At 72.8% G+C, this 22,124-nt stretch carries 15 protein-coding genes and 1 other RNA gene; 7 read left to right on the top strand and 9 right to left on the bottom strand.

The features are described 5' to 3' along the window. Positions 1-2,055, top strand: coding sequence for an FAD-binding protein (locus WMF19_RS50855; RefSeq protein ID WP_437896961.1), 2,055 nt, complete (start codon positions 1-3; stop codon positions 2,053-2,055). 49 nt (positions 2,056-2,104) lie between these two features. On the opposite strand, the gene WMF19_RS50850 is transcribed toward WMF19_RS50855, so the two are convergent. From WMF19_RS50850 to rpmE, 5 genes are all read right to left on the bottom strand, one after another. Further along, positions 2,105-2,443, bottom strand: a complete 339-nt coding sequence (locus tag WMF19_RS50850) for a histidine triad nucleotide-binding protein (protein ID WP_012241641.1) — start codon at positions 2,441-2,443, stop codon at positions 2,105-2,107. Between the two features lie 15 nt (positions 2,444-2,458). After that, positions 2,459-3,049 (bottom strand): hypothetical protein, encoded by a 591-nt coding sequence (locus WMF19_RS50845; protein WP_437901773.1) that lies wholly within the window; start codon positions 3,047-3,049, stop codon positions 2,459-2,461. Then, positions 3,049-4,146, bottom strand: coding sequence for a peptide chain release factor 1 (prfA, locus tag WMF19_RS50840; protein ID WP_437326626.1), 1,098 nt, complete (start codon positions 4,144-4,146; stop codon positions 3,049-3,051). The genes WMF19_RS50845 and prfA overlap by 1 nt, the downstream gene beginning before the upstream one ends. A gap of 62 nt (positions 4,147-4,208) precedes the next feature. Further along, positions 4,209-5,327, bottom strand: coding sequence for a DUF1385 domain-containing protein (locus WMF19_RS50835; protein WP_437896960.1), 1,119 nt, complete (start codon positions 5,325-5,327; stop codon positions 4,209-4,211). Positions 5,328-5,668: 341 nt separating this feature from the next. Next, positions 5,669-5,875: a 50S ribosomal protein L31 gene (rpmE, locus tag WMF19_RS50830; protein WP_012241637.1), complete on the bottom strand. Its 207-nt coding sequence runs from the start codon at positions 5,873-5,875 to the stop codon at positions 5,669-5,671. Between the two features lie 564 nt (positions 5,876-6,439). Between rpmE and dnaK the strand changes: the two genes are divergently transcribed. The 3 genes from dnaK to WMF19_RS50815 all read left to right on the top strand — a co-directional run bounded on the left by dnaK (position 6,440) and on the right by WMF19_RS50815 (position 11,254). Then, positions 6,440-8,359, top strand: coding sequence for a molecular chaperone DnaK (dnaK, locus tag WMF19_RS50825; RefSeq protein ID WP_437896959.1), 1,920 nt, complete (start codon positions 6,440-6,442; stop codon positions 8,357-8,359). A gap of 214 nt (positions 8,360-8,573) precedes the next feature. Beyond that, positions 8,574-10,601 carry a hypothetical protein gene (locus tag WMF19_RS50820; RefSeq protein ID WP_437896958.1) on the top strand — a complete coding sequence of 676 codons (2,028 nt, stop codon included), beginning with the start codon at positions 8,574-8,576 and terminating at the stop codon, positions 10,599-10,601. Between the two features lie 227 nt (positions 10,602-10,828). Continuing rightward, positions 10,829-11,254, top strand: a complete 426-nt coding sequence (locus WMF19_RS50815; protein WP_437326622.1) for a TraR/DksA family transcriptional regulator — start codon at positions 10,829-10,831, stop codon at positions 11,252-11,254. 159 nt (positions 11,255-11,413) lie between these two features. Here the strand turns inward: WMF19_RS50815 and def are convergent, their stop codons facing one another. Next, positions 11,414-11,989, bottom strand: coding sequence for a peptide deformylase (gene def, locus WMF19_RS50810; protein ID WP_437326621.1), 576 nt, complete (start codon positions 11,987-11,989; stop codon positions 11,414-11,416). Positions 11,990-12,093: 104 nt separating this feature from the next. Between def and WMF19_RS50805 the strand changes: the two genes are divergently transcribed. Beyond that, a complete protein-coding gene (locus WMF19_RS50805; protein ID WP_437896957.1) occupies positions 12,094-13,017 on the top strand; it encodes a hypothetical protein in 924 nt (307 codons plus the stop codon). 90 nt (positions 13,018-13,107) lie between these two features. Here WMF19_RS50805 and WMF19_RS50800 read toward each other — a convergent pair whose 3' ends face one another. Next, a complete protein-coding gene (locus tag WMF19_RS50800; RefSeq protein WP_272096757.1) occupies positions 13,108-13,896 on the bottom strand; it encodes a hypothetical protein in 789 nt (262 codons plus the stop codon). 345 nt (positions 13,897-14,241) lie between these two features. On the opposite strand from WMF19_RS50800, the gene ffs reads away from it, so the two are divergent. Next, positions 14,242-14,331, top strand: an RNA gene (gene ffs / locus WMF19_RS50795) — signal recognition particle sRNA small type. Positions 14,332-14,422: 91 nt separating this feature from the next. Here the strand turns inward: ffs and WMF19_RS50790 are convergent. Together WMF19_RS50790 and WMF19_RS50785 are read right to left on the bottom strand one after the other, a co-directional pair. After that, entirely contained in the window at positions 14,423-15,892 is a 1,470-nt protein-coding gene (locus WMF19_RS50790) for a hypothetical protein (protein ID WP_437326619.1), read from the bottom strand. Positions 15,893-15,947: 55 nt separating this feature from the next. Beyond that, entirely contained in the window at positions 15,948-20,303 is a 4,356-nt protein-coding gene (locus WMF19_RS50785; protein WP_437896956.1) for a serine/threonine-protein kinase, read from the bottom strand. A 300-nt stretch (positions 20,304-20,603) separates the two neighbouring features. Between WMF19_RS50785 and WMF19_RS50780 the strand changes: the two genes are divergently transcribed. Beyond that, positions 20,604-22,097, top strand: coding sequence for a sigma 54-interacting transcriptional regulator (locus WMF19_RS50780; RefSeq protein ID WP_437896955.1), 1,494 nt, complete (start codon positions 20,604-20,606; stop codon positions 22,095-22,097). Positions 22,098-22,124: the final 27 nt, after the last annotated feature.

The raw sequence follows: 22,124 nt of genomic DNA, 5'->3' as shown, positions 1-22,124 counted from the left end.
ATGAGCTTCGAGGCCGCGATCGCGCGCGCGTTGCCGGGGATCCCGCGCAGCGCCTCCCCCGTCGATCAGATCGCCTACGCCCGCGATCTCTGGCCGCGGCACCACCTCGCGGTGACGGAGGGCCGCATCGCCGAGCACCGGCCCGGGATGATCGTCTGGCCGTCCTCCACGGAGGAGGTCGCCCAGGTGGTGCGCTTCTGCGCGGACGAGGGGCTCCCGCTGGTGCCCTTCGGGGCGGGCTCGGGCGTGTGCGGCGGCGTCTTGCCGGACGAGCGCACGGTCGTGCTCGACCTCAAGCGGCTCTCCCGCCGCCGCTCGCTCGATCGTGAGGCCCCGTCGGTCGAGGTCGAGGCCGGCGCGCTCGGCATCCGCTTCGAGGAGGAGCTCAACGCCGAGGGCTTCACGCTCGGCCATTTCCCGTCGTCGATCCTCTGCTCGACCGTGGGGGGCTGGGTCGCGGCGCGCAGCGCCGGCCAGTGCTCCGGGCTCTACGGCAAGATCGAGGACATGGTCGCGTCGCTCGAGTGCGTCGTCGGCCGCGGCGAGATCGTCCGCTTCGATCGGCGCGCGCGAGGCCCGGATCTCACGCCGCTCCTCATCGGCAGCGAGGGCGTGCTCGGCGTGGTCACCGCCGCGACGCTCCGGCTGCACCCGGCGCCGCCGGCGCGCGCCTTCGCCGCGTTCTCGTTCCCCAGCGTCGAGGCCGGATGGGACGCGATGCGGGCGATGTTCCAGGCCGGCCTCCGCCCGGCGGTCTCGCGGCTCTATGACCCGTTCGACTCCTTCATGGCCCGGCTCGGCGCCGTGCGCCGGCAGCGCGCCCACGCCGGCGCAGCCGACGAATCCTCCGAGGGGGCGGCCGCGCGGGGGCGCGGCGCGCGCGGCCCCGGGGCCGGCGCCGCGGTGCTTCGCGGCCTGCTGCGCGCGCCGGGGCTCCTCAACCAGATCGTCGACGGCGTCGGGTCGCGCGTGCTCCGCGGCGCGACGCTCATCCTCATCTTCGAGGGCACGGCGCGCGCGAGCGCGGACGACCTCGCCCGCGCCGCGGCGATCGCGGAGCGAGGCGGGGCCAGGCCGCTCGGCGAGGAGCCCGCGCGCCACTGGCTCGCGCACCGCTACAGCGTGAGCTACCGCCAGGCGCCCGTGTTCATGGCCGGCGCCTTCAGCGACACCATGGAGGTCGCCGCGCCCTGGTCGCGCCTTGACGGGCTCTACCGCGCGGTGCGCGGCGCGCTCGGGCGCCACGTGTTCGTGATGGCTCACCTGTCCCACGCGTACCCGGACGGCTGCAGCATCTACTTCACCTTCGCTGGCAGCGCGCCGAGCGTCGCGGCGGCCGAGGCGAAGTACGACGCGGCCTGGCGGGCGGCCCTCGACGCCGCGATCGACGCCGGCGGGACGCTCTCGCATCACCACGGGGTCGGCCGGAGCAAGGCGCCGCGGCTCGGCGCCGAGCTCGGCCTCGGCGCCGACGTCATCCATGCGCTCCGCGGCGTCTTCGACCCCGCGGGCGTCATGAACCCTGGCAACCTGCTCCCGCGCGAGGGCTCCTCTGCCGCGCGCCGCCCGCTGCCGCCGCCGCCCGCTGCGCCGGTGCTCGACGGCGACTCCATGCTCGTGCACGCCGCCGGCGCCGCTCGCCTCGGCGAGATCGAGCGCGCCCTCGAGCAGCGCGGCCTCACGCTGGCGATCGACTTCGGCGCGACCTCGCCCGAGCTGACGGTCGACGCGTGGATCGCGGCGGGCGCCCCCGGCGCCCCGGATCCGTGGAGCGACCCGGTCGATCACCTCGTCGCCGGGTTCACCGCGCGGCTCGCGTCCGGCGCCGAGCTCGCGGTGCGGCCCGCCCCGCGGCGCGCGGTGGGCCCGGATCTCTTCGCGCTGTTCCTCGGCGTGGGTGGGCGCGTCGGCGCCGTCACGTCCGCGCACCTCCGTGCCCACGGCGCGTCGCGGCCCCGCGCCCTGCCGACCGCGCTGCCGCGGCAGCCGTCGCTCCGCGACGACGAGGCGGCGTGGCTCGACGCGGTGGTGAGCGCCGCCCGCGACGTCCGCTGAGCGCGGCCCGCGCGGCGCTCGCTCGGAGCGCGGCCAGCGCGGGCGGCGTTCAGCCGGGAGGCCAGGCCATCGGCCTCCCGCCCATCACGTGGACGTGGATGTGGAAGACCGTCTGGCCGGCGTTCGCGCCGCTGTTCACCACGGTCCTGAAGCCGCTCTCCGCGATGCCGGTCAGCTCTGCCACCCGCCGCGCTGCGAGGAGCAGCCGGCCGAGGACGGCCTCGTCCTCGGGCGTGGCCTGGGCGATGCCCGCGATGTGGCGCTTCGGGATGACGAGCGCGTGCGTGGGCGCCTGCGGGTTCACGTCGTGGAAGGCGATGACGTGCTCGTCCTCGAACACGACCTTCGACGGGATCTCCTTGTTCGCGATCTTGCAGAAGATGCACATGGCCGCCTCCTACTCCTAGGGTGCTTGCGAGTCACGCCGCGCCCGGTCACGCGGCAGCGCCCTGGTCCCGGGGTCCGGCTCTCCCGGCGCCCCCTCGCCGGGAGACTCCAGCGTTCCGCCGTGCTTCCCCTCGGGCAGCAGCCGGGCGAGCACGCGCTCGATCCGCGACGAATCTGCCGGCTCGGGGAGGAGATCGTGCGGCAAGGCGGCGCCTGTCGCCGAGCTCGGCGCGGCGTCCCCGCCTGCTGGCTGCTCGGCCCGAGGGACCGCTCCGCGCGCGACCGCGATGCGGAGCACCGCGAGTTCCAGGGCGTCGAGCGCGGCGGTGCGCTTCAACCCGAGCGACGGCACGTCGTAGGTGAGCAGCGCGCCGCCGCTCGCGGCGGGCGCGAGCCCGGCGCGGTCCGCGCCCGCGACCAGCTGCCGCACGATGCTCCTGAGCAGCGCCGCCCGCCGCCGCACACGGCGCGCCTCCGGGTCGGCGTACAGCGAGAAGAAGCGGTTTCGCGAGAAGGTCGACGGCGCCAGCACGAGCGCGACGAGCAGCGCCTCCGGATCGACGGCCGGCGCGTCGATGGGCGGCGCGCCGATGGGCGGCGCCCCCATCACGTGGCGGGCTCCAGCGCGCCGGGCCCCGAGAGCCCGCCGCGCCGCAGGAGCTCCGCCTGGCGGTGCGTGCGCAGCGCGCCGATGAGCTCGTCGAGATCCCCTTCGATGATCTTGTCGAGCTTGTGCAGCGTCAGGCCGATCCGGTGATCCGTCACGCGGTTCTGCGGGAAGTTGTAGGTCCGCACCTTCTGCGCCCGCTCTCCCGTGCCGACCATGGTCCTTCGCTCGGCGCTCTGGGCCTCCTCCTGCCGGCGCTGCTCGAGCTCGAGCAGCCGGCTCCGGAGCACCTTCATCGCCTTCGCCTTGTTCTTCAGCTGGGAGCGCTCATCCTGGCACTTCACGATCATGCCCGTCGGCAGGTGCTTGAGCTGCACGGCGCTGTTCGTCGTGTTGACGCCCTGGCCGCCGGGGCCGCCCGACGCGGCGATCGAGATCTCCAGGTCCTTCTCGTCGATGTGCACATCGACCTCGTCGGCCTCGGGCAGCACGGCGACCGTCGCGGTCGAGGTGTGGATCCGCCCCTGCGTCTCCGTCGAGGGGACCCGCTGAACGCGGTGGACGCCGCCCTCATACCGGAGGTGGGAGTAGACGTCCTGCCCCGTGATCAGCGCCGCGACCTCCTTGTAGCCGCCTGCGGAGGCCTCGCTCAGGTTGAGCACCTCGACCTTCCACCGCTTCGTCTCCGCGTAGCGGCAGAGCATGCGGAAGAGATCGGCCGCGAAGAGCGCCGCCTCCTCGCCGCCCTCGCCGCTGCGGATCTCGATCACGGTGTTTCGCGTGTCGTTGGGGTCCTTCGGCAGGAGGAGCACCTCGAGCTCGGCGGCGAGCCGCTCGCGCTCGAGCTCGAGCTCGGGCAGCTCCGCCTGGGCGAGCTCGGACAGGTCGGGATCGCTCAGCGCCTCGCGATCCTCGGCGATGCGCCGCTCGACGTCCCGCAGCCGGGCGAAGGCGACGACCACGGGCTCGATCTCGGTCCGCTCGCGGTTGAGCCGCTGGAGCTCGGCCGGCGCGGAGAGCACCGCCGGGCTGCACATGAGGTGCTCGAGTTCCTGAAAGCGGCGCTGAACCGCCTCGAGTTTCGCGATAGGTAGCATCTGCAATCCGAAGACGACGCGGGGTTGGACGGCGGCGAGGGGCCCGGCGGAGCCGGCGCGCGCTAGCCGTGGGCGCCTGCGTAGCCGGGGTCGGCCAGCAGCTTGGAGTAGTCGGCGAACACCCGATCGGGCTGGACTGGAGCGGCCACCGAGGCCTCGCGCCAGAGCGTCGCACGGAGCGACGCGAGGGCGATCTCCAGCTGCGCATCGTCGGGCTCCGCCGTCGTGATCTTCTGGACCAGGAACCCCGGCCAGAGCAGCACGCGGAGCGGGCCGGTGGTGCAATAACGCGCGAAGATCCGCTGGATCTCGAAGGTGACCGCGGCGATCAGCGGGAGGAACGGCAGCTTCATCAGGAAGAAGGTGACGCTCTCGACGAGCCGGCCGCCGGGCAGCTTGGGCAGGAGCGCCCCGAGGGACGCCCCGGCCACCGAGAACACCACGATCGACACGAGCGCCACCATGACGAGGAACGTCGTCCCGCAGCGGGGGTGCATGGCCGTCTTCCGGCGCGCGTTCTCGACCTCGAGGACCTCGCGCGCCTCGTAGGTGGAGATCGCCTTGTGCTCGGCGCCGTGATACTGGAAAACGCGTCGAACCTCGGGGATCTGGCGGATCAGGAGGAGGTAGCCGACGACGATGGCGAGCTTCGCCACGCCGGTGATGGCCTGGAACGCCGGCGACGTGACCTCGAGCCCGAGGCCCAGGAGCTTGTTGACCAGCTCGGCGCCGGCCTGGGGCGCCGCCACGAAGAGCAGGACCGCGAAGAGGATCGGGATCATGCCCATCCCTCCCCCCCGCTTCTTTCCCTCGCCCTGGCCGCCCGGCGCGGGGCTGCCCGTGATCTGCGCGGGCTCCACGTCCTGCGCCGCGATCGCCGCCATGCTGAGCGCCAGGGAGGTGAGGTTCACCCCGCCCGTCTGCCCGGCGCTCGATCGCTTGGACTCCGGCCCCTTGGCCGAGCCCGCCTCCTCGGCCGAGAGATCTTGCTCGTAGAGGTCCGCGGACCAGCGGAGCGCCTGGGATCCCAGGCGGAGCGACTCGACGAGGGTCGCGATCCCCCGCACGAACGGCCAGGTGCGCGCCCCCTTCGAGACGGCGGTCATCGGCTGCTCGCGCACGACCAGCTCTCCCGAGCGGCGCCGGCAGACGATCGCGACCGAGCTCGGCGACCGCATCATGACCCCTTCGATGACCGCTTGGCCGCCGATATACGGACGTGCAGGCTGATCGCTCATACGCGTTCCAATCTAGCGCATAACACGGCCAGCGCATCGGCCCGACCGACCAGCGCCGCACAGATGAACGTGCCGACGTCGTTCGATCCGCGTTCGATCTGCGTCCGACTGCGTCCGATCCGTGTCCGCCCGCGTCCGCGGCGCGCGACGTCTCGGCCGCTCACGCCCCGCAGGGAGCGAGCTCGGGACGAGCCCATCCATCCGCCACGCCCCGGGCGGGCGTGGCGTGATGGGCGAATCCGGCAAAAGAAGGGATATCGGGGCGAGAGGGACGATCGGCGCGGCTACTTGCCTGCGGTCGCGTACTTCTTGCGGAAGCGGTCGACGCGGCCGGCGACGTCCATGATCTTGTGCTTGCCCGTGTAGAACGGGTGGCAGGCGGAGCAGACGTCGGTGGTGAAGCTGCCGCGGGTGGAGCGGGTCTCGACGACGGCGCCGCACGCGCAGGTGATCGTGGAGGCCTTGTACTCGGGGTGGATGCCGGGCTTCATGGTGAGTCCTTCGGGTGTTGCGAGGGAGGGCGCCTATAGCTCAGCGCGTCTTGGACCGCAAGAAGCCCCTCAGACGCGCCCGCTCTTCTGTCTCTCGTCCGGTTCTCGTCCGGCCCGCTCGCCGTCGTTTTCACGTTCACGACGTTGCGCGAATTTTCGCTGATTTTCGCGAGGACGCGCAGCGAGGCGGCCCTGGCGCTGCCGGCCGAGCCCGCCGCGCTTCCAGGAGCGAGGCCCCCGGATCGAGACGCTGGCGGAGCGAAGCGCGGACACCTTAGGTGCGGCGCGACCTGGCTCCGGTCAAGGTCCGGGCAGCCCCAGCCCGCGCGCACGGCAATTGCTAGGGGCGGCGTTGACGCTCGGGCGCACATGGTTAGCTTCGCGGTCGCGAGCCAGCGAGCTCGCGAAAACTCGGCGAAAGTATCCGGATTCCCAGCGGTTTTTGACGGCTCTGGAGCGGTGGCTCGCGGCAGCTGTCAGCTGAGCCCTGCTGGCCGGTCGGGTCTTCTCGCCCCCCGTGGCCATCAGGCCGTCGCGCAAACAGTTCTCGGAGGGTTCAACGTCATGGGCAAGATCATCGGCATCGATCTCGGCACGACCAACAGCGTCGTCGCGGTGATGGAGGGCAAGGAGCCCAAGGTCATCGTGAATGAGGAGGGCTCGCGCCTCACGCCGTCCGTCGTGGCCTGGGACGACAAGGGCGAGGTGCTCGTCGGACAGATCGCCAAGCGCCAGGCAGTCACGAACCCCACCAACACGATCTACTCCGCCAAGCGCTTCATGGGGCGCCGCTTCGAGGAGGTGCAGGAAGAGGCGAAGCGCGTCCCGTACACGGTCAGCAAGGGCAAGAACAGCGACGCCTCGATCGCCGTGCGCGGCAAGCAGATGTCGCCCCCGGAGGTCTCCGCGAAGGTCCTTCAGAAGCTGAAGAAGGCAGCGGAGGACTACCTCGGCGAGAAGGTGACCGAGGCCGTCATCACCGTGCCGGCGTACTTCAACGACTCGCAGCGCCAGGCGACCAAGGACGCGGGCCGCATCGCCGGGCTCGACGTGAAGCGCATCGTCAACGAGCCCACGGCCGCCGCGCTCGCGTACGGGCTCGACAAGAAGAACGAGCAGGTCATCGCCGTCTACGACTTCGGCGGCGGCACGTTCGACATCTCGATCCTCGAGGTCGGCGACAACGTCGTGCAGGTCATCTCGACCAACGGCGACACCCACCTCGGCGGCGACGACGTCGACCACCTCGTGATGGACTGGCTCGCGGCCGAGTTCAAGAAGGACACCGGCATCGACGTCTCGAACGACAAGATGGTCGTGCAGCGGCTCAAGGACGCCGCGGAGCAGGCGAAGATCGAGCTCTCGAACGTGCAGGAGACGACGATCAACCTGCCGTTCTTGACCGCGGACGCCTCGGGGCCGAAGCACCTCCAGAAGCAGCTCACCCGGGCGAAGCTCGAGCAGATGATCCGGCCGCTCATCGACCGCACGCTCGAGCCGACCCGCAAGGCGCTCGCCGACGCGAAGAAGTCGCCGCAGCAGATCGACGAGATCGTCCTCGTCGGCGGCTCGACCCGCATCCCGCTCGTCCAGGAGACGGTCAAGAAGTTCTTCGGCAAGGAGCCCCACAAGGGCGTGAACCCGGACGAGGTCGTGGCCGTCGGCGCCGCGGTCCAGGCGGGCGTGCTCTCGGGCGACGTGAAGGATCTCGTGCTGCTCGACGTCACGCCGCTCTCGCTCGGCGTCGAGACGCTCGGCGGCGTGATGACCGTGATGATCTCGAGGAACACCACGATCCCGACGCAGAAGAAGGAGATCTTCTCGACCGCGACCGACAGCCAGCCCAGCGTCGAGGTCCACGTGCTCCAGGGCGAGCGCACCGAGGCCCGCTACAACCGGACCCTGGGCCGCTTCCACCTGGAAGGGATCATGCCGGCGCCCCGCGGCGTGCCGAAGATCGAGGTGACGTTCGACATCGACGCGAACGGCATCCTCTCGGTGCACGCCAAGGACACGGCCACCGGCAAGGACCAGCGCATCACGATCACCGCGTCGGGCGGCCTGAAGGAGGACGAGATCAACCGGATGGTCAACGAGGCGGCGACGCACGAGGCCGAGGACAAGCGGCGGCGCGAGGAGATCGAGCGGCGCAACAAGCTCGATAACCTCTGCTACACGCTGGAGAAGACGATCAGCGAGAACAAGGACAAGCTGCCGGAGGGCGACGTCTCGGCGCTGAACGGGATCATCGCCGAGGGGCGGTCGGCCATCGAGAAGCAGGACGACGCGGCCGTGAGCGCGGCGCTGGAGAAGCTCGAGAAGGAAGCGCACCGCATCGCGAGCGTCATGTACGAGAAGGCCGGCCCGCCCCAGGACGGCGGCGGCGCCGCGCCCGGCGGCGCGCCGGGAGGCCAGCAGCCGCCCCCCGCCGGCGGCAAGGGGAAGGACTCGGTCATCGACGCGGAGTTCGAAGAGTCGAACTGATCGCCGCGAGGAGCCCGCTCCTCGACGGTGGGCGAACGAGCGCGGATCCCTCCGCGCTCGTTCGCCAAGCGCCAAGCGCAACGAGCGCGGATTCGTCCACGCTCGTTCGCATTTACGTCGACCTCCGCGCAGGACGCGGGCATGCAGCCGTCGCCTGCGCAGCGCGCTCCTTGGGCGTCGACTCGGATGTCCGGGAGCCGTATAACCGGCGCTCATGCGAACTCTCCTGCCGATCGCCCCCCTGGTCCTGATGGCCGGTTCCCTCGCCTGCGGGCCGTCCCCCGCGCCCGTCGCGCCGACAGCAGGACAAGGCGAGGTCAAGGCCGGGCCTGCCCAGGTCGCCGCCAGCCCGGCGTTCGATCTATCCCCCGTCGCCGAGCCGGCCGACATCGTGGGCGTGCTCCGCTGGAGCAACCCCGCGGCGACGCTGTCGAGCATCGCGACGTGCGCCGGGCTGCCTCCGGCGCTCGCGGAGACGGGCGCGCAGGCGTTCTCCTCGGGTGTGCTGAGCGAGCTCGTGAGCCCTTCCATCAACACGGACCAGCTCGCCGCGGTGCTCGCGCTCGACGCGCCGGTGCACCTGATCGTCGCGCTCGATGACAGCTCGAAGCGGGGCAAGCCCGTGGCGGCCGTGTCGCTCGGGCTCACGTCGCTCGAGCGGGCGAAGGGCGCGCTCGAGGCGGGCGCGTCCCTCACCGAGGTGAAGCCGGGCATGTGGAAGATCGGCGGCAAGGAGCCCTCGTCGTCGAGCTGCTTCCTCGCCGCGTCCGCCGGCTCGGCGCCCGCGCGGCTCCTCTGCGGCGATCGGGACCGGGACGTGACGACGCTCGGGCCGTACCTCGCGCGCACGCTGCCGACGCTCGCGCCCGAGGCGCGCGATCTCCACGGCGAGGTCCGCTTCGTCCCGCTCAGCACGAAGTTCGGCGGCATGGCGAAGCAGCAGCTCGGCGGGCTCCCGATCCTCGCGCAGAGCCAGCTCTCGATCGGGCAGCCCCAGTTCGACCGGGCGCTCACCGACGCGGCGACCGGCGTCCAGCAGGAGCTCGAGGCGCTCATCAACGACGCGAGCAAGGCGGTCGTCGATCTCCAGGTCGACAACCAGTCCTGCGTGAACCTCACGGCTGCCCTGGAGCTCCGGGGCCAGTCGTCGTGGCTCGCCAAGACGATGGCCGACAGGGCGAAGCGCGCCGGGGCCGCGCCGGAGCTCTACTGGCGCGCGCCGAAGGACAGCGCCGGCGCGTTCTTCGACCACGGCTACGACCCGGCGCACTACGGCGGCATCCTGAAGACGCTGCGCGAGATGCTCGAAGGGTGGCTGGAGAAGGAGAAGATCGGCAAGCCCGCCGATCGCAAGGCGCTCGCGGACCTCCTCTCGCTGCCGATCAACCAGGGGCCGAGCGTCTCCGCCCACGGGTACCCCGACGCGCCTCCCGCCGCTGCCCAGGCCGGGAAGCCGGCGCCGAACGAGGCGCTCGACAAGATGATGGGGGGCTTCGTCGGCTGGAACCTGTTCGGGTTCGAGGAGGCCCCCGACGCGCTCATCAAGTACGTGAAGAACGCCGTCACCGCCTACAACACGCCCGGGCTGCGCAAGCGGCTCCCGGAGATCGACGTCGATCCGAAGGATCTGCCGACGGTCAAGACGGTTCAGGCGCCGAAGGAGCTCGGGAAGACGTCGCTCGCCGTCGAGATCCAGATCGTCCGCGATCTCCCGCCGCTCGACGGCGACGCGGGCTCGACCCCCGCCGCCAAGGGCAAGCAGAGGCCCAAGCTGACGATGATGCTCCACCTCCTCGTCATGGGTGAGGAGAAAGCGACGTGGATCGCCTTCGGACACGACAAGGGCGACCTGCTGAGGCGGCTCGCCACGGTGAAGGCGGGCGCGCCCACCGCAGCGACGCTCGCGTCACGTCCCGGGCTCGAGAAGCTGAAGACCGGGAAGTTCGCCTGGGGTGGATTCTCGACGCTCGCCCCGATCACCCGCACGTTTCAGAGCGTGCTCTCGACGCTGGATCAGCCCGGCGCGGCGCCGGTGGCGCTGCCTCAGGAAGCTCGAATCTTCGGCGAAGCGCTGGCAAAGCTCCCCCACAAAGGGGAAGGGCTGATGTTCGTCACGACCCAGCAGCAGGGCGGCGCCGCGCCGCGGGCCGAGATCTCGATCAACGTGTCGAAGCCCGTGCTCGAGGACATCGGCGCGCTCGTCGCGGCAGGGCTTCGAATGGCCGGCATCACGAAGCCATAGGCTCGTGGATGCGCTATCAACACAACCAGTAACCTGGCGCGGCTGCTCCTGCTCGGTCGTGTTCCCTGGTCACCGCGCCACGCGCGTGCTTCGTCCGCCCACGTTCAAGATCGGTACGCGAATTGCCACCGAAAAGATGAGAGGAAACAATGAACAACCGTGAAGGTGCGAGTCGCGACGGAATGAACCCGGCGCGGCCGGAGACGTCCGCCACGACGGCAGCCGCCATGCCGAGGCCGCCTGTGCGCCGCGCGGCGCCCGAAACGGACGACTCCGATCTGCCCGATCTCACGCAGGAGCAGCTCGACGAGCTCAGGCAGGCCCTCGAGGAGCGCCGGGCGAGCCTCGTCGCCAACATCGATGAGCGGCAGCACGCAGAGCGCGACATCTCGCGCGAGGTGGGCGACGAGATGGACGAGGCCAACGCCGAGGGCGCGACGTCGCTGACGTCGAAGCTCCTGGAGCGCGATGTCCGCGTGCTCGCCGAGATCGATCGTGCTCTCGCCAAGATGAAGGAGGGGAGCTACGGGATGTGCGAGGGCACCGGCGAGCCCATCGGTTACCGCCGCCTCAAGCTGCGTCCATGGGCGCGCTACAGCGTCGCGTACCAGGAGCAGATCGAGCGCGAAGAAAGAACCGGCGGCGGCTCCTGATCGCTCCCCGCCGGCAAACGCCGCACGTCCCTCCCCGCCAGCGCGGGCGAGAGACGTGCGGCCGGCGCTAGCGGAAGCGCATGTCCGCGAGGGCGCTCGAGCTCGTGCCGAGCGCTCTGATCCACGCGATCACGCGCACCGCGCGCGCGACGAGGCACATCAGCCGCCCATCCGCTGGATGAACGGGACGATGCGCTCGACGAAGGGCTGCTTGTGATAGCGGTCGAACTCCGCCCAGGTGCAGAGCGTCCGCGGATCCTTCACGCGATCGACGAAGAGCACGCCGTCGACGTGATCCTTCTCGTGCTGGAAGGTGCCCGCCGACAGCCCGCGCACGATGCGGTCGATCGGCCTCCCGTCGCGATCGAGGCCGGTGAGCCGGATCTCCGTATAGCGGTCGACAACACCCCTCAGGTTGGGGACGCTCAGGCACCCTTCGTAGTTCTCGAACGTCTCCTGCGTGAGCGGCTCGATCACCGGATTGACCACGACGGTGAGCGGGATGTTCGGCTTGTACGGGTAACGAGGGTTGTTCTGCACCTCGACCGCGAAGATGCGCACCGGCGCATGGACCTGAGTGGCGGCGATGCCCGCGCCGTTCGCGTCGCGCATCGTCTCCACCAGGTCGTCGATGAACGCCTGCATCGCAGGGGAGGAGAGCTCTCCTGGCGTGACCTCACGCGCTCGCTGCCTGAGGACGGGGTTGCCGATGTGGGCGATTTTCAGGAGCGTCACGCGGCGATCGTACCATGCACGCGCGCCGTCGGCCTGGCCGGCGATGGCGGCGCCCGGGCGCTGGCCCATGCGGCGCGCGGCGGCGTCAGCTATGGAGACGGGGCATGCATTACTTCCCTGACGAGCCTTGCGTCCCCGAACAGCAACAGGCGACCGCCGTCATGCACCTCCGCTTCGAGGACGTCAGCCAGAACGGACGGGTGATGCTGGACGCGCTGCCGCACGGCCTCGGGCCCGCGGTCTGGGTGAAGCTGCTGCAGGCGAGCCCCGTCGAGGCGCTCATCCGCACGCAAGGGATCGTCCCGATCCTCACCCGCCTCATCATCGAGGGCGGAGAGGGGCCGATCGCGACGCGGGAGGCGCTACAGCTGCAGGGCCGCTACCAGCTGGCGCACACGGAGGACGCCACCTCCCAGGTGAACCGGCTGATCCTCGCCATGTGGCTCTCGGCCGGCGGGCGCCGCAGCCGGACCTACGGCCCGCCGCCGCCCGGCGCGGGCGAGCCGATCCAGGTCGGTCGCGTGTTCGCGGAGCACGTCTTCACGCGGCCCTTCGCGGCGCCCGAGGCGCGCAAGGTGCTGCGCTTCGAGTCCCCGGATCTGCCGGCGGTGCCGCCCGAGCGCTACGACTTTCGCTCGCCGGAGGCGTTGATGGGCCTGCCCGAGGGCGCGGAGCCGCTCGACGCGAAGCCGACCCTGGATCCGATCCCCGTGGCGTTCGGCCTGGATCACACGGACGGGAACCAGCACGTGAACTCGCTCGTGTACCCGCGGCTCTTCGCGGAGGCCGCGCTGCGGCGTCTCTCGGCGCAAGGCCACAGCACGGCGGTGCTCGCCCGGAGGGTGGAGATCGCCTACCGCAAGCCGTGCTTCGCGGGCACGCAGGCGAGGATCCTGCTGCGCACGTTCACCCTCGGCGGCGCGCTCGGCGCGCTCGGCGCGTTCGTGCCGGACTCGCCGGAAGACCCCGCCAGCGCAGCCCCCGGCGCGCGCGCGTACTGCTACATCCGCACGCTGTTCCAGGGCTGAGCCGGCGCGAACGCGAAGCCGGCGCGCCCTTGGAAGGACCGGCGTTCCCGGTCGGCGCCGCGCGAAGCGGCGCGCGCGATGACCAGCCCGCTACGCGCTCGCCGGGCGGGGAAGGCCGGCGCGATCGGCGATCTCGTCGTGGAAGGCGCGGAACGTCGACTCCTGGGGCCAGGAGGGCGCGTCGGCGAGGAGCTCCTCGACGCGGGTGAGCTCGCCCTCGTCGATGGCGACGACGGCCGCGGCGTAGCGCATGGCCCAGAAGACGAGCGGGCTGGCCTCGCTCGCGCGCTCCAGCAGCGCGCGGTCGCCCGGCACGCTCGTGTGGGCGAAGGCGCGGGCGAGCGCGCCGGCCGCCGACCGCAAGGTGACCACCCGGCTGCGGAATGGCGAGCTGATGTCCGGGAGAGGGAGGCGCGCCAGGCGACCCGCCTGCGCGAGCGCCGTGTCGCGATCGCCCTCGAAGGTGCAGAGGAGCGTGTCGAGGAAGAGGCGGTGCTCGAGGGCCGCTTCCCACGCGGGCCCCCGCTCGGCGGCGGCCATCGCCGCGCGCGCCTTCTCGACCCAGCCATAGGCCGCGAACGCGGTCGCCGTCATGAGCGGAGCCATCGTGGCGGGGTGCGGGACGCGGTGAAGCGACGACGACCAGCGCCGCAGCACCGAGCCCACATCGCCCGAGCGCAGCAGCCGGCGCAGCTTGCGGCGAGCGAGCCAGCGGGCCGCGCCGAACGCGAGAACGACGCTGAGCACCGCCCCCATGATCACCGGCTGCTGCCAGGCGAACCGGAGCGCGGCCGCTGCCAGCGCTGCGGAGCCGATGAAGAGAAGCACCGGAGTCAGCCGGCTGCCCCGTCCCTCGTCCTCGGAATCGAACGGATCCACGACGCCTCCAAGCGTACGGGGCTTCCTGAACGAGGCAAGTCCCGGCCGATGCCGCACCGGGTCGATCCATCGCGCCGCGCTCACACCTCCACCCTTTGCACACCTCGATCGCATCTCACGCTCACACCTCACTCGCACCGCGCTCACCCCCGATGGCTCCGAGGAGGGAACCAGAGACGTCAAGAGAGACGTAGCCGTGAGACGTGGGTGGCGTAGGCGGCGCTGCGTTCGCCAGGAAGCCGGAACGCCATGGCCCACGAATCGCCGCCGCACGCGTCGAGGGGCTCGACATGGGGACGAGGTTCGACTACGAAGTCCCTGCATCAGGCGAAAGCGCCTGGGACCTCATGGGTCCGCCGACAGCGCGCCGTGAACCCCGCCAGGCCCGGAAGGGAGCAACGGTAGCGGAAAGCGAGTGTGGCGGGCCCACTTACTTTTTGTCGGTCCAGTTGTGGACCCGACGCGCTCCTGCGCTCATCTCGGGGCGCGGTCCCAGAACCGGGCCGTCGCCGCGGTGATGCAGGCCTCAAGGGGCGTCGAGCGCCGCGGGCGCGATGGGCGCGACGGGCACGGAGAACAGCGCCTCCGGGCTCGTCACGATGCGCGGGACATCCGCGCCGCGCAGCGGGCTGACGCCGCCAGCCGGCAGACGCTGCTGGACGATGCCCGCCGCTTCGTCGCCGCCCTCCAGCGTCACGGCGGAGAGGCGGCTGTCCGGGCCGACGCCGCCGTCGATGAGCACGCTCGCGCGGCGGGACGGGCTGATGGAGGGGTTGAGGGACTCGAGCCCGTTGCCGCTCAGGACGAGCCCGAAGATCGCGGCCTGCGCGCGCTCCTGCCAGCTCACGCCGTCGCCCACGACCTCCTGGGCGAGCCCGCCGTCCGCGCTCACCACCGCCGAGTCGGCGAAGGTCCCGGCGATGCGCATGCCGTCGATGATGATGCCGTGCGCGTCGCCGCTCATCCCCAGGCCGATGGCCCGGTTCTTCTCGAGGAGGCCTCCCGTGAGCTGGACCGTCTGCTCCGGCGTCGTGTTCTGGATCCAGATGCCGGGCTGGTTGCCGCTCACCTCGAAGCCCTCGCCGCTCTCGCCCAGGGCTGCGTTCGCTCGATCGATCAGGAGACCGAACCCGGTGTTGTCGGCGATCGTGAGGGCCGCCGCGTCGAGGGTCGAGCAGCCGGACGCGGAGATGCCGCCGCTCGGATCGAACCCGCTCAGGCCATTGCCGCTGACCTCGACGCGAGACATCGTCGCGCGCGCTCCGACGAGGGACACGCCGATCACCTTGCTGTCGCGGACGAGAGCGTCCTCGACGTGGAGCTCCACCGGCGCCTCGCAGTCACAGCCGCCGGTGCACTGCGCCCACAGCCCCGGCCCCTGCGAGCCCGAGACGACGGACCGCACGACGGCGACGCGGCCTGCGTCGAACGCGCTCAGGCCGTACCGCGCGGAGCCCTCGATCGCCGACGCGACGAGGTCGAGCGACGCGCCGAGGCCGAGCGTCACGCCGTCGGACGCGCTGCCGACGACGCGCACCGCCTCGATCCGCGCCCGCGCGCCGGCCGCGATCCGCACGCCGCCCTCGCCCACCGTCAGCCCCCGGAGGACGGCGCCCTCGCCGGCCGCGAGCGAGACCGCCGCGACGCTCACGGAGCCAGCGCCCCGGCCGAGGAGGCTCACGCCGGGGGGCAGATCGATCGGGCCGTAGGCGCCAGGGCCGAGCGCGATGCACGCCCCAGGTCGCGCGGCCTCGGTGGCCTGCGAGAGCGCGGCGGCGCTCGAGACCTCGACGACCTCGGCGCAATCGACCGAAGCGGCGCAGAAGTCGCTGTCGCAGAGCGCCCCCGCGGGGACGCCGATGCACGCGCCAGTCGCCGCGCGCGCGCCAGGGCATCCGCCCGGCGGCGCGGGATCCGACGCGCACCCGAGCGCCGCCGAGCCGAGCGCGGCCGCGGCGATCAGAACGAGAGCTGCCTGATTCCAAGCCTTGGTCATGACGAACGTCTCCCGCGCGACACGTCGCGCTACCTGACGAGAAAGGGTCAACCCCTCAGGGATCCGAGAGCAGCGCGCGGCACTCGTCGGCCCGCGCCGCGAGCTCACCGTCCCGGAAATGCGCCCCCAGCGAGGCGGAGAGCTGCGCCACGGCCGCCTCGGCGCGAGGGCGGGTCGAGGCGTCGCGGAGGGCCGCGCGGCAGATCCGCGCGAGGCCGAGCGCCACGTCCGCGAGGTACACGCGCCCGCCGCCCACCTCGGCGAGGCGCAGCGCCGCGCAGCCGGAATCGAGCGCCTCGCCGACGTGGCCGGCCGCGAGGAGCGCGGCGGCGAGGTTGCGGTGCGCGTCCGGGAGATCGGCGCCGGCCCCGGCCTGCTCGCCCAGCCTCACGGCGCGCCGCGCGTGCTCCAGCGCGGCGTGCGGGCGCGCGAGGCGGAGCTCGACCTCCGCGAGGTTGTTGTGCCCCGACGCGATCGCCTGGAGATCGCCGAGCCGCTCCTTCAACGCGAGCGCTCGGGCGAACACCTCCCGCGCGCCGCCGAGATCGCCCTTCGCGAACAGCACGGCCGCGACGCCGTTCAGCGCGAAGCTCAGCGCCTCGGGGTACGCGCGCTCGTCGACGGCCCGCGCAGCCTGGCGGTAGCAGCGCTCGGCCTGCACCAGCCGACCGCGCGAGTAGAACACGGTCCCGAGCGCGAGGAGCAGCTGCGACGCCGCCGCGCGGCGGCGGTCGTCGCCTCGAGGCAGCGTCCGGCAGATGCGCAGGCTCCGGAGCGCGACCGCGCGACAGGCGTCGAGATCGCCCGCGCGCCGGTGGAGCGCCGCGAGCAGCCCGTACATGGGGAGCGTCTCCGGGGCGGCGCCGCCGCGCTCCGCGAGCGCGATCGCGCGCTCGACCAGCGCGCGCGCGTCGGCCGTCGCGCCGCGCACCTTGAGCGCGAGGGCGAGGCGGAAATCCACGCGCGCATCCCAGAACAGCGCGGCCTCCGGGCCTTCCGCGGGCGGCGCGGAGGCGCGCCGCTCGACGCGGAGGATCCGCGTCCGCGCCTCGATGTACGCGCGCTCCGCCTCGTCGAGGCGGCCCGCCCTGCGGAGGGCGTCGCCGACGTCGAGCAACAGCGCCGCGCGCTCGTGCCAGGCGAACAGCCGGCGCTCGTCTCCCCCCGGCGCGGCGGCCGACGGGGCGCGCGCCGCGGAGCCCCTCGCCGGGGCGCCGTCCGCCGCGCTCGCGTGGATCTCCCGGGCCCGCTCGAAGTGCCGCAGCGCCTCGGCGTTCTGCCCGAGCGACGACGCGCTCGCCGCCGCGCGCGTGTAGGCGCGCGCCGCGGCGAGCGCGTCGCCGCCGCGATCATGGTGGAGCGCCGCGAGCGCCTCCCCGAGCCCCCGCGGCGCGCGCGCAGGCGAGCGCCCCGCCGAGACGCCGTCGACCCAGGCGGCGACCGCGCGGTGCATGGCCCGGCGCACCTTGAGGCTGAGCGTCTCATAGGCGATCTCCTGGGTCGCCGCCTCGGCGAAGACGTACTCGCAGTCCTCGGGGAAGGTCGACGCGTCGCGCGCCTGGATGAGCTGCTGATCCCGGAGCCGCCGCAGCACGTCCGCGGTGCTCGATCCGCCGCCGTGGAGCGGCGCGGCGCCGCGGAGGTGGTCGATCGCGCCCTTCCAGAACGTCCTGCCGACCACGGCCGCCTGCGCCAGGACCGCCCGCGCCTCGCCGTCGAGCCGATCGAGCCGCGCCTGGACGATGCCCTGGATCGTCGCCGGCAACGAGAGCCGGGCGAGCTGCTCCTCGTGCAGTATCCAGGGCTCGCCGAGGCGCCGCTCGAGCGCGCCGGCGTCGATGAGCAGGTACAGCGTCTCGGTCAACGTGAGCGGGTTGCCCTCGGCGCGCTCCGCCAGGGCGCGGAGCGCCTCGGCGGAGCAGCCCGCGACGAGGCGGAGGCGCTCGCGCGCCATGTCCTCGATGTGCCGCCGCGGCAGCGGGCCGAGATCGAGGCGCGCGTGGCTCGCTTTCCCTTCGCCCCAGTGCGGCCGCCGCTCGTAGAGCTCGGGCCGCGCCGCGCCGATGATGAGCAGGGGCGCGTCCGACAGGCGCACGGCGAGGTCGTCGAAGAGGTCGAGGCTGGCCTCGTCCGCCCAGTGGATGTCGTCGAGCAGCACGACGACGGCTCCGCGCGCGGCCATCGCCCGCAGCAGCATCGCGACGGCCGCGGCCACCCGCTTCGCCACCTCGACGCCGCCCTCGTCGGGGACGATCGCCGTCGCGGGCGCGGCTCGCGCCGCCGGGGACGGGCAGAGCACGGCCGCGACCTCCGCCAGCGCGTCCTCCAGGGCGATCGGGTGCGGCGCGCCGCCTGCCTCGCCTCCGGCGTCTGCGCCCGCGACGCCGCTCGCGAGCTTGCGCAGCACGACGTCGCGCGCGTCGCCGTCCTGGATGCGGAAATGCGCGCGAAGGAGCGACGCGGCGAGGTGGTAGCTCGCATCCATCGACAGCGACGAGCACGCCGCGCCGAGCACGATGCACGGCTCCGCCTGCGACAGCGCCCTCGTCCGGACCTCGGCGAGGAGGCGGCTGCGGCCGATGCCGCCCGCGCCGATCACCGAGACGAACATCGCGCGCCGCTCCGCGATGACCGTCTCCAGCGCCTCCGAGAGCCGCTGCACCTCCCCCGCACGCCCGACGAAGCGGGTGTCGAGGCCGAGGAAATCGGATCCCGCGCCCGATCCGCTCGCGAGCTTCAGCACACGGAAGCCCGTCGCGCCGTCGCCCTGCGGCTCGACCTGGAAGAGCCCGGCCACCTGCCGGAACGTCGGCTGAGCGATCAGCACCGCGCCGGGCGCGGCGGCCTGCTGGAGCTGGGCGGCCGCCTTCAAGGCCTCGCCGGAGGCGTCGACCGGGGCGCCCCGCCCGGTCGCGCCGCTCACGAACAGCCTTCCCGTGCTGATGCCCACGCGCAACATCGGCCGGGAGCGCCGCGGCAGGTGGACGGGGAGCGACGCGGCGTCGAGCGACGCGAGCTCCAGCCCGGCGCGGACGGCGCGCTCGGCGTCGTTGTCGCTCGCGCGCGGCGCGCCGAACAGCGCGGTGACGACGCCGTCGCTCCTGCCCTTCACGACGCCCCCGAGCGCCTCGACGCGCTCGCGGACGAGCTCGCGACACGCCTCGCGTAGCTCGAGCTCCTGCTCGGGATCGAGCGGCTCCTGCCCCTCGTCGCCGGCGACGATCTCCGCGGAGAGCACGGTGCAGACACGGTACTCACCCGCGGGCGCCGCGACCTGCACCGCGCCCGCAGGCGCCGTGACCTTCGTGGCGTCGGCGGGCGCCGGGGCGGCCAGGAGCGCCGCGCTCGGCCCCCGCGGAGACGCCTGGTCGGCCCTCGGCGAGATCGTGGAGAGCGGGGCAGCCGGCGGCCTGTGCGAGGAGCCGGCGCGCGCGGACGCGAGCGCTTCTCCGAGCTCGCGCGCGTCCCGGAAGCGCGCTGCCGGATCGACCGCGACGGCCCGCGCGACGACCGCCTCGAGCGCGGGGCTCGCCTCGACGCCCAGCCCCGCGAACGACGGCCGCCTGCGCGGGTCCACGGCGGCGAGGTAGAGCTCGGCCCAATCACGCCCGTCGATCGGCGGCTTCCCCGAGGCCAGCTGCAGCAGGACGAGCCCGAGCGCGAACACGTCCGTCCAGGGCCCCGTCGCGCCGAGCTTCGGCTCGAACTGCTCCGGAGCGCCGTAGAGCGGCGTGAACACGTGCAGCGTCGGCGACGTCGCGAGCACCTGCGTCGTGTCGCTGGCGCTCGCGCCCTGCGCCGCCGCCGCGGCTCGCCTCGTCTCCGCGAGCGCCTTCGACAGCGGCATCGACGCGTCGATCACCTTGGCGATGCCGAAATCGACGACCTTGATCGTCGTCGCGCCGGGCGTCTCGACGAGGAACAGGTTCGCCGGCTTGACGTCGCGGTGAGAGACCCGCTCGTCGTGCGCCATCGCGAGCGCCCCCACCGCCGGCGCCAGGAGCTCGATCGCCTCGTCGACCGAGTACGGCGCGCGCCCGGACGCGCGCCGCGCCTCGATGTGCTGCGCGAGCGTCTCGCCCTCGAGCCACTCCATGACGATGTACGGCGTCCAGCAGCCCTCCGGCGAGGTCGCGGCAGAGACGTCGAGCGCCTGGACGATGCCCGTCGTCCGGCGCGAGAGCCGGTGCAGCAGCCGGGCCTCGCGCTCGAACGTGTCGAGCAGCGACTGCCGCTCTTCCGGCAGGAGATCCGCGGGGATTTTCAGGCACTTGACCGCCACCTGCTCCTGGAATCCCAGGTGGGTCGCCCGGTAGACCACGCCGAACGTCCCCTCGCCGGCCACGGCGTCCACCATCAGCTTGCCGCCGATGGAGCTGCCCACCCAGCCGAACGGGTCCCGCGCGATCATCCGCGGAAACTCTACTGCCCGCGCCGCGGCGCCGGGAGCGCGCCGCCTCGCCGCGATGACGATCGCCGCCCCGCGCGCGCTGGACCACCTCGACCGCCACAGCGGGGGAGCCCCGCGAGCGGAAGGTGAGCGCGACGGAAGTCGCCCTGCGCGCGCGTCCGTGCTACGCCGCCGGCTGCTGGGCGCGCCCTCGGTCCTGGCGACCGTCCTGCGAACGCTGCCGCAACGGTCCCCGGAGCGGATCGCACACGCGCAGCGGCGGGGCGCCGCTCGTCGTCCGGCGCGACTCTGGGGTGCGATGTGGCTGATCCGGAGATTCTTTCCCGCGACGGTGGCTCGCTCGAGCTCCTGATCATCACCCAGAGCTCGATGAGCACCCGGCAGCTGCCGGGCTCGGGCAGCGTCGTCCTGGGCAGGGACGAGGACGCCGACATCTGCGTCCCCGACTCCTCGGTGTCGCGCCGCCACGCGGCGCTGCACCTGGGCCCGCCGCTCCGGATCGAGGATCTCGGCAGCAGCAACGGGACCCGCGTGCGCGCCCGGCACTGCAGCGCGGCGACCGAGCGCCTGATCGACGTCGGCAAGGGCGCGTCCGCGCGGGGCGCTGCGGTCGAGCTCTCGCCCGGCGACGTCATCTACCTGGGCGCCGCGCGCGTCGTCCTCCGCCAGAAGGGCGGCGAGCGGGACGCGGGCAAGGACGTCATCGTCAAGGACGACGCGATGCGCGCCGTCTACGAGCTGGCCGAGCGCGTCGCGAAGGGCCCGATCAACATCCTCCTCCTCGGCGAGACGGGCGCCGGCAAGGAGGTGCTGGCCGAGTCGATCCACAGGGCCTCGCCGCGCGCGAGCCGCCCGCTCCTGCGCCTGAGCTGCGTCGCGCTGTCCGAGTCGCTGCTCGAGAGCGAGCTGTTCGGCCACGAGCGCGGCGCCTTCACCGGCGCCGTCCGGGCGAAGCCGGGGCTGCTCGAGACGGCCGAAGGGGGCACCGTGTTCCTCGATGAGATCGGCGAGCTGCCGCCCTCGATCCAGGCCAAGCTCCTCCGGGTCATCGAGGAGCGGAAGGTGATGCGGGTCGGCGGGCTGACCCCCATCAAGATCGACGTCCGCTTCGTCGCGGCGACGCACCGCGACCTCGAGGCCGAGGTGAGCCGCGGCGCGTTCCGGCAGGACCTGTATTTCCGGCTGAACGGCGTGACCCTCGTCATCCCGCCGCTGCGCGAGCGGCCCGGGGAGGTCGCGGCGCTGGCGCAGCTCTTCGCGGAGCGCACGGCGAAGGAGCTCTTCCCCGGCGAGGCGAGCGCCTTGGCCGTTCCGATCTCGCCCGCGGCCCTGGCCGGGCTCCAGCGCCACAGCTGGCCAGGCAACATCCGGGAGCTGCGCAACGTGATCGAGCGCGCGGTGATCCTCGCCAACGGGGCGCCCATCGAACCGGAGCACCTGCTCCTCTCCCCGCTGGCCGATCCCACCCGTCCATCGCATGCCGTGCCCCTTCCGGTGCGCCCGCCGCAGGCGCCCGCCTCGGCGCCCTCGGACACGAGTGCGGCGGCATCTGCGAATGCGTCTGCGTCTGCGAGGAGCGTGCCCGACGTCGCGAAGAGCGCGCCGGACGGCGTGGACCCGGGCCCCACGCGGCTGCGCGACGCCATGGAGGCCCACGAGCGCGAGCGCATCGTCCAGGCGCTCGAGCAGTGCATGGGGAACCAGACGCGCGCCGCGGCGCTGCTCGGGATCTCACGGCGCACGCTGGTCGAGCGGATCCGCGTGTACGGGCTGCCGCGGCCGCGCAAGGCCTGAGCGTTGCGCAGGTCGCCGCGCAACCTG

Origin of the sequence: Sorangium sp. So ce124, assembly GCF_051525235.1 — a bacterium.
Classification (GTDB): domain Bacteria; phylum Myxococcota_A; class Polyangia; order Polyangiales; family Polyangiaceae; genus Sorangium; species Sorangium atrum.
The sequence above is the reverse complement of the archived record's forward strand: the minus strand, read 5'-3'. Positions and strand labels throughout refer to the sequence as shown.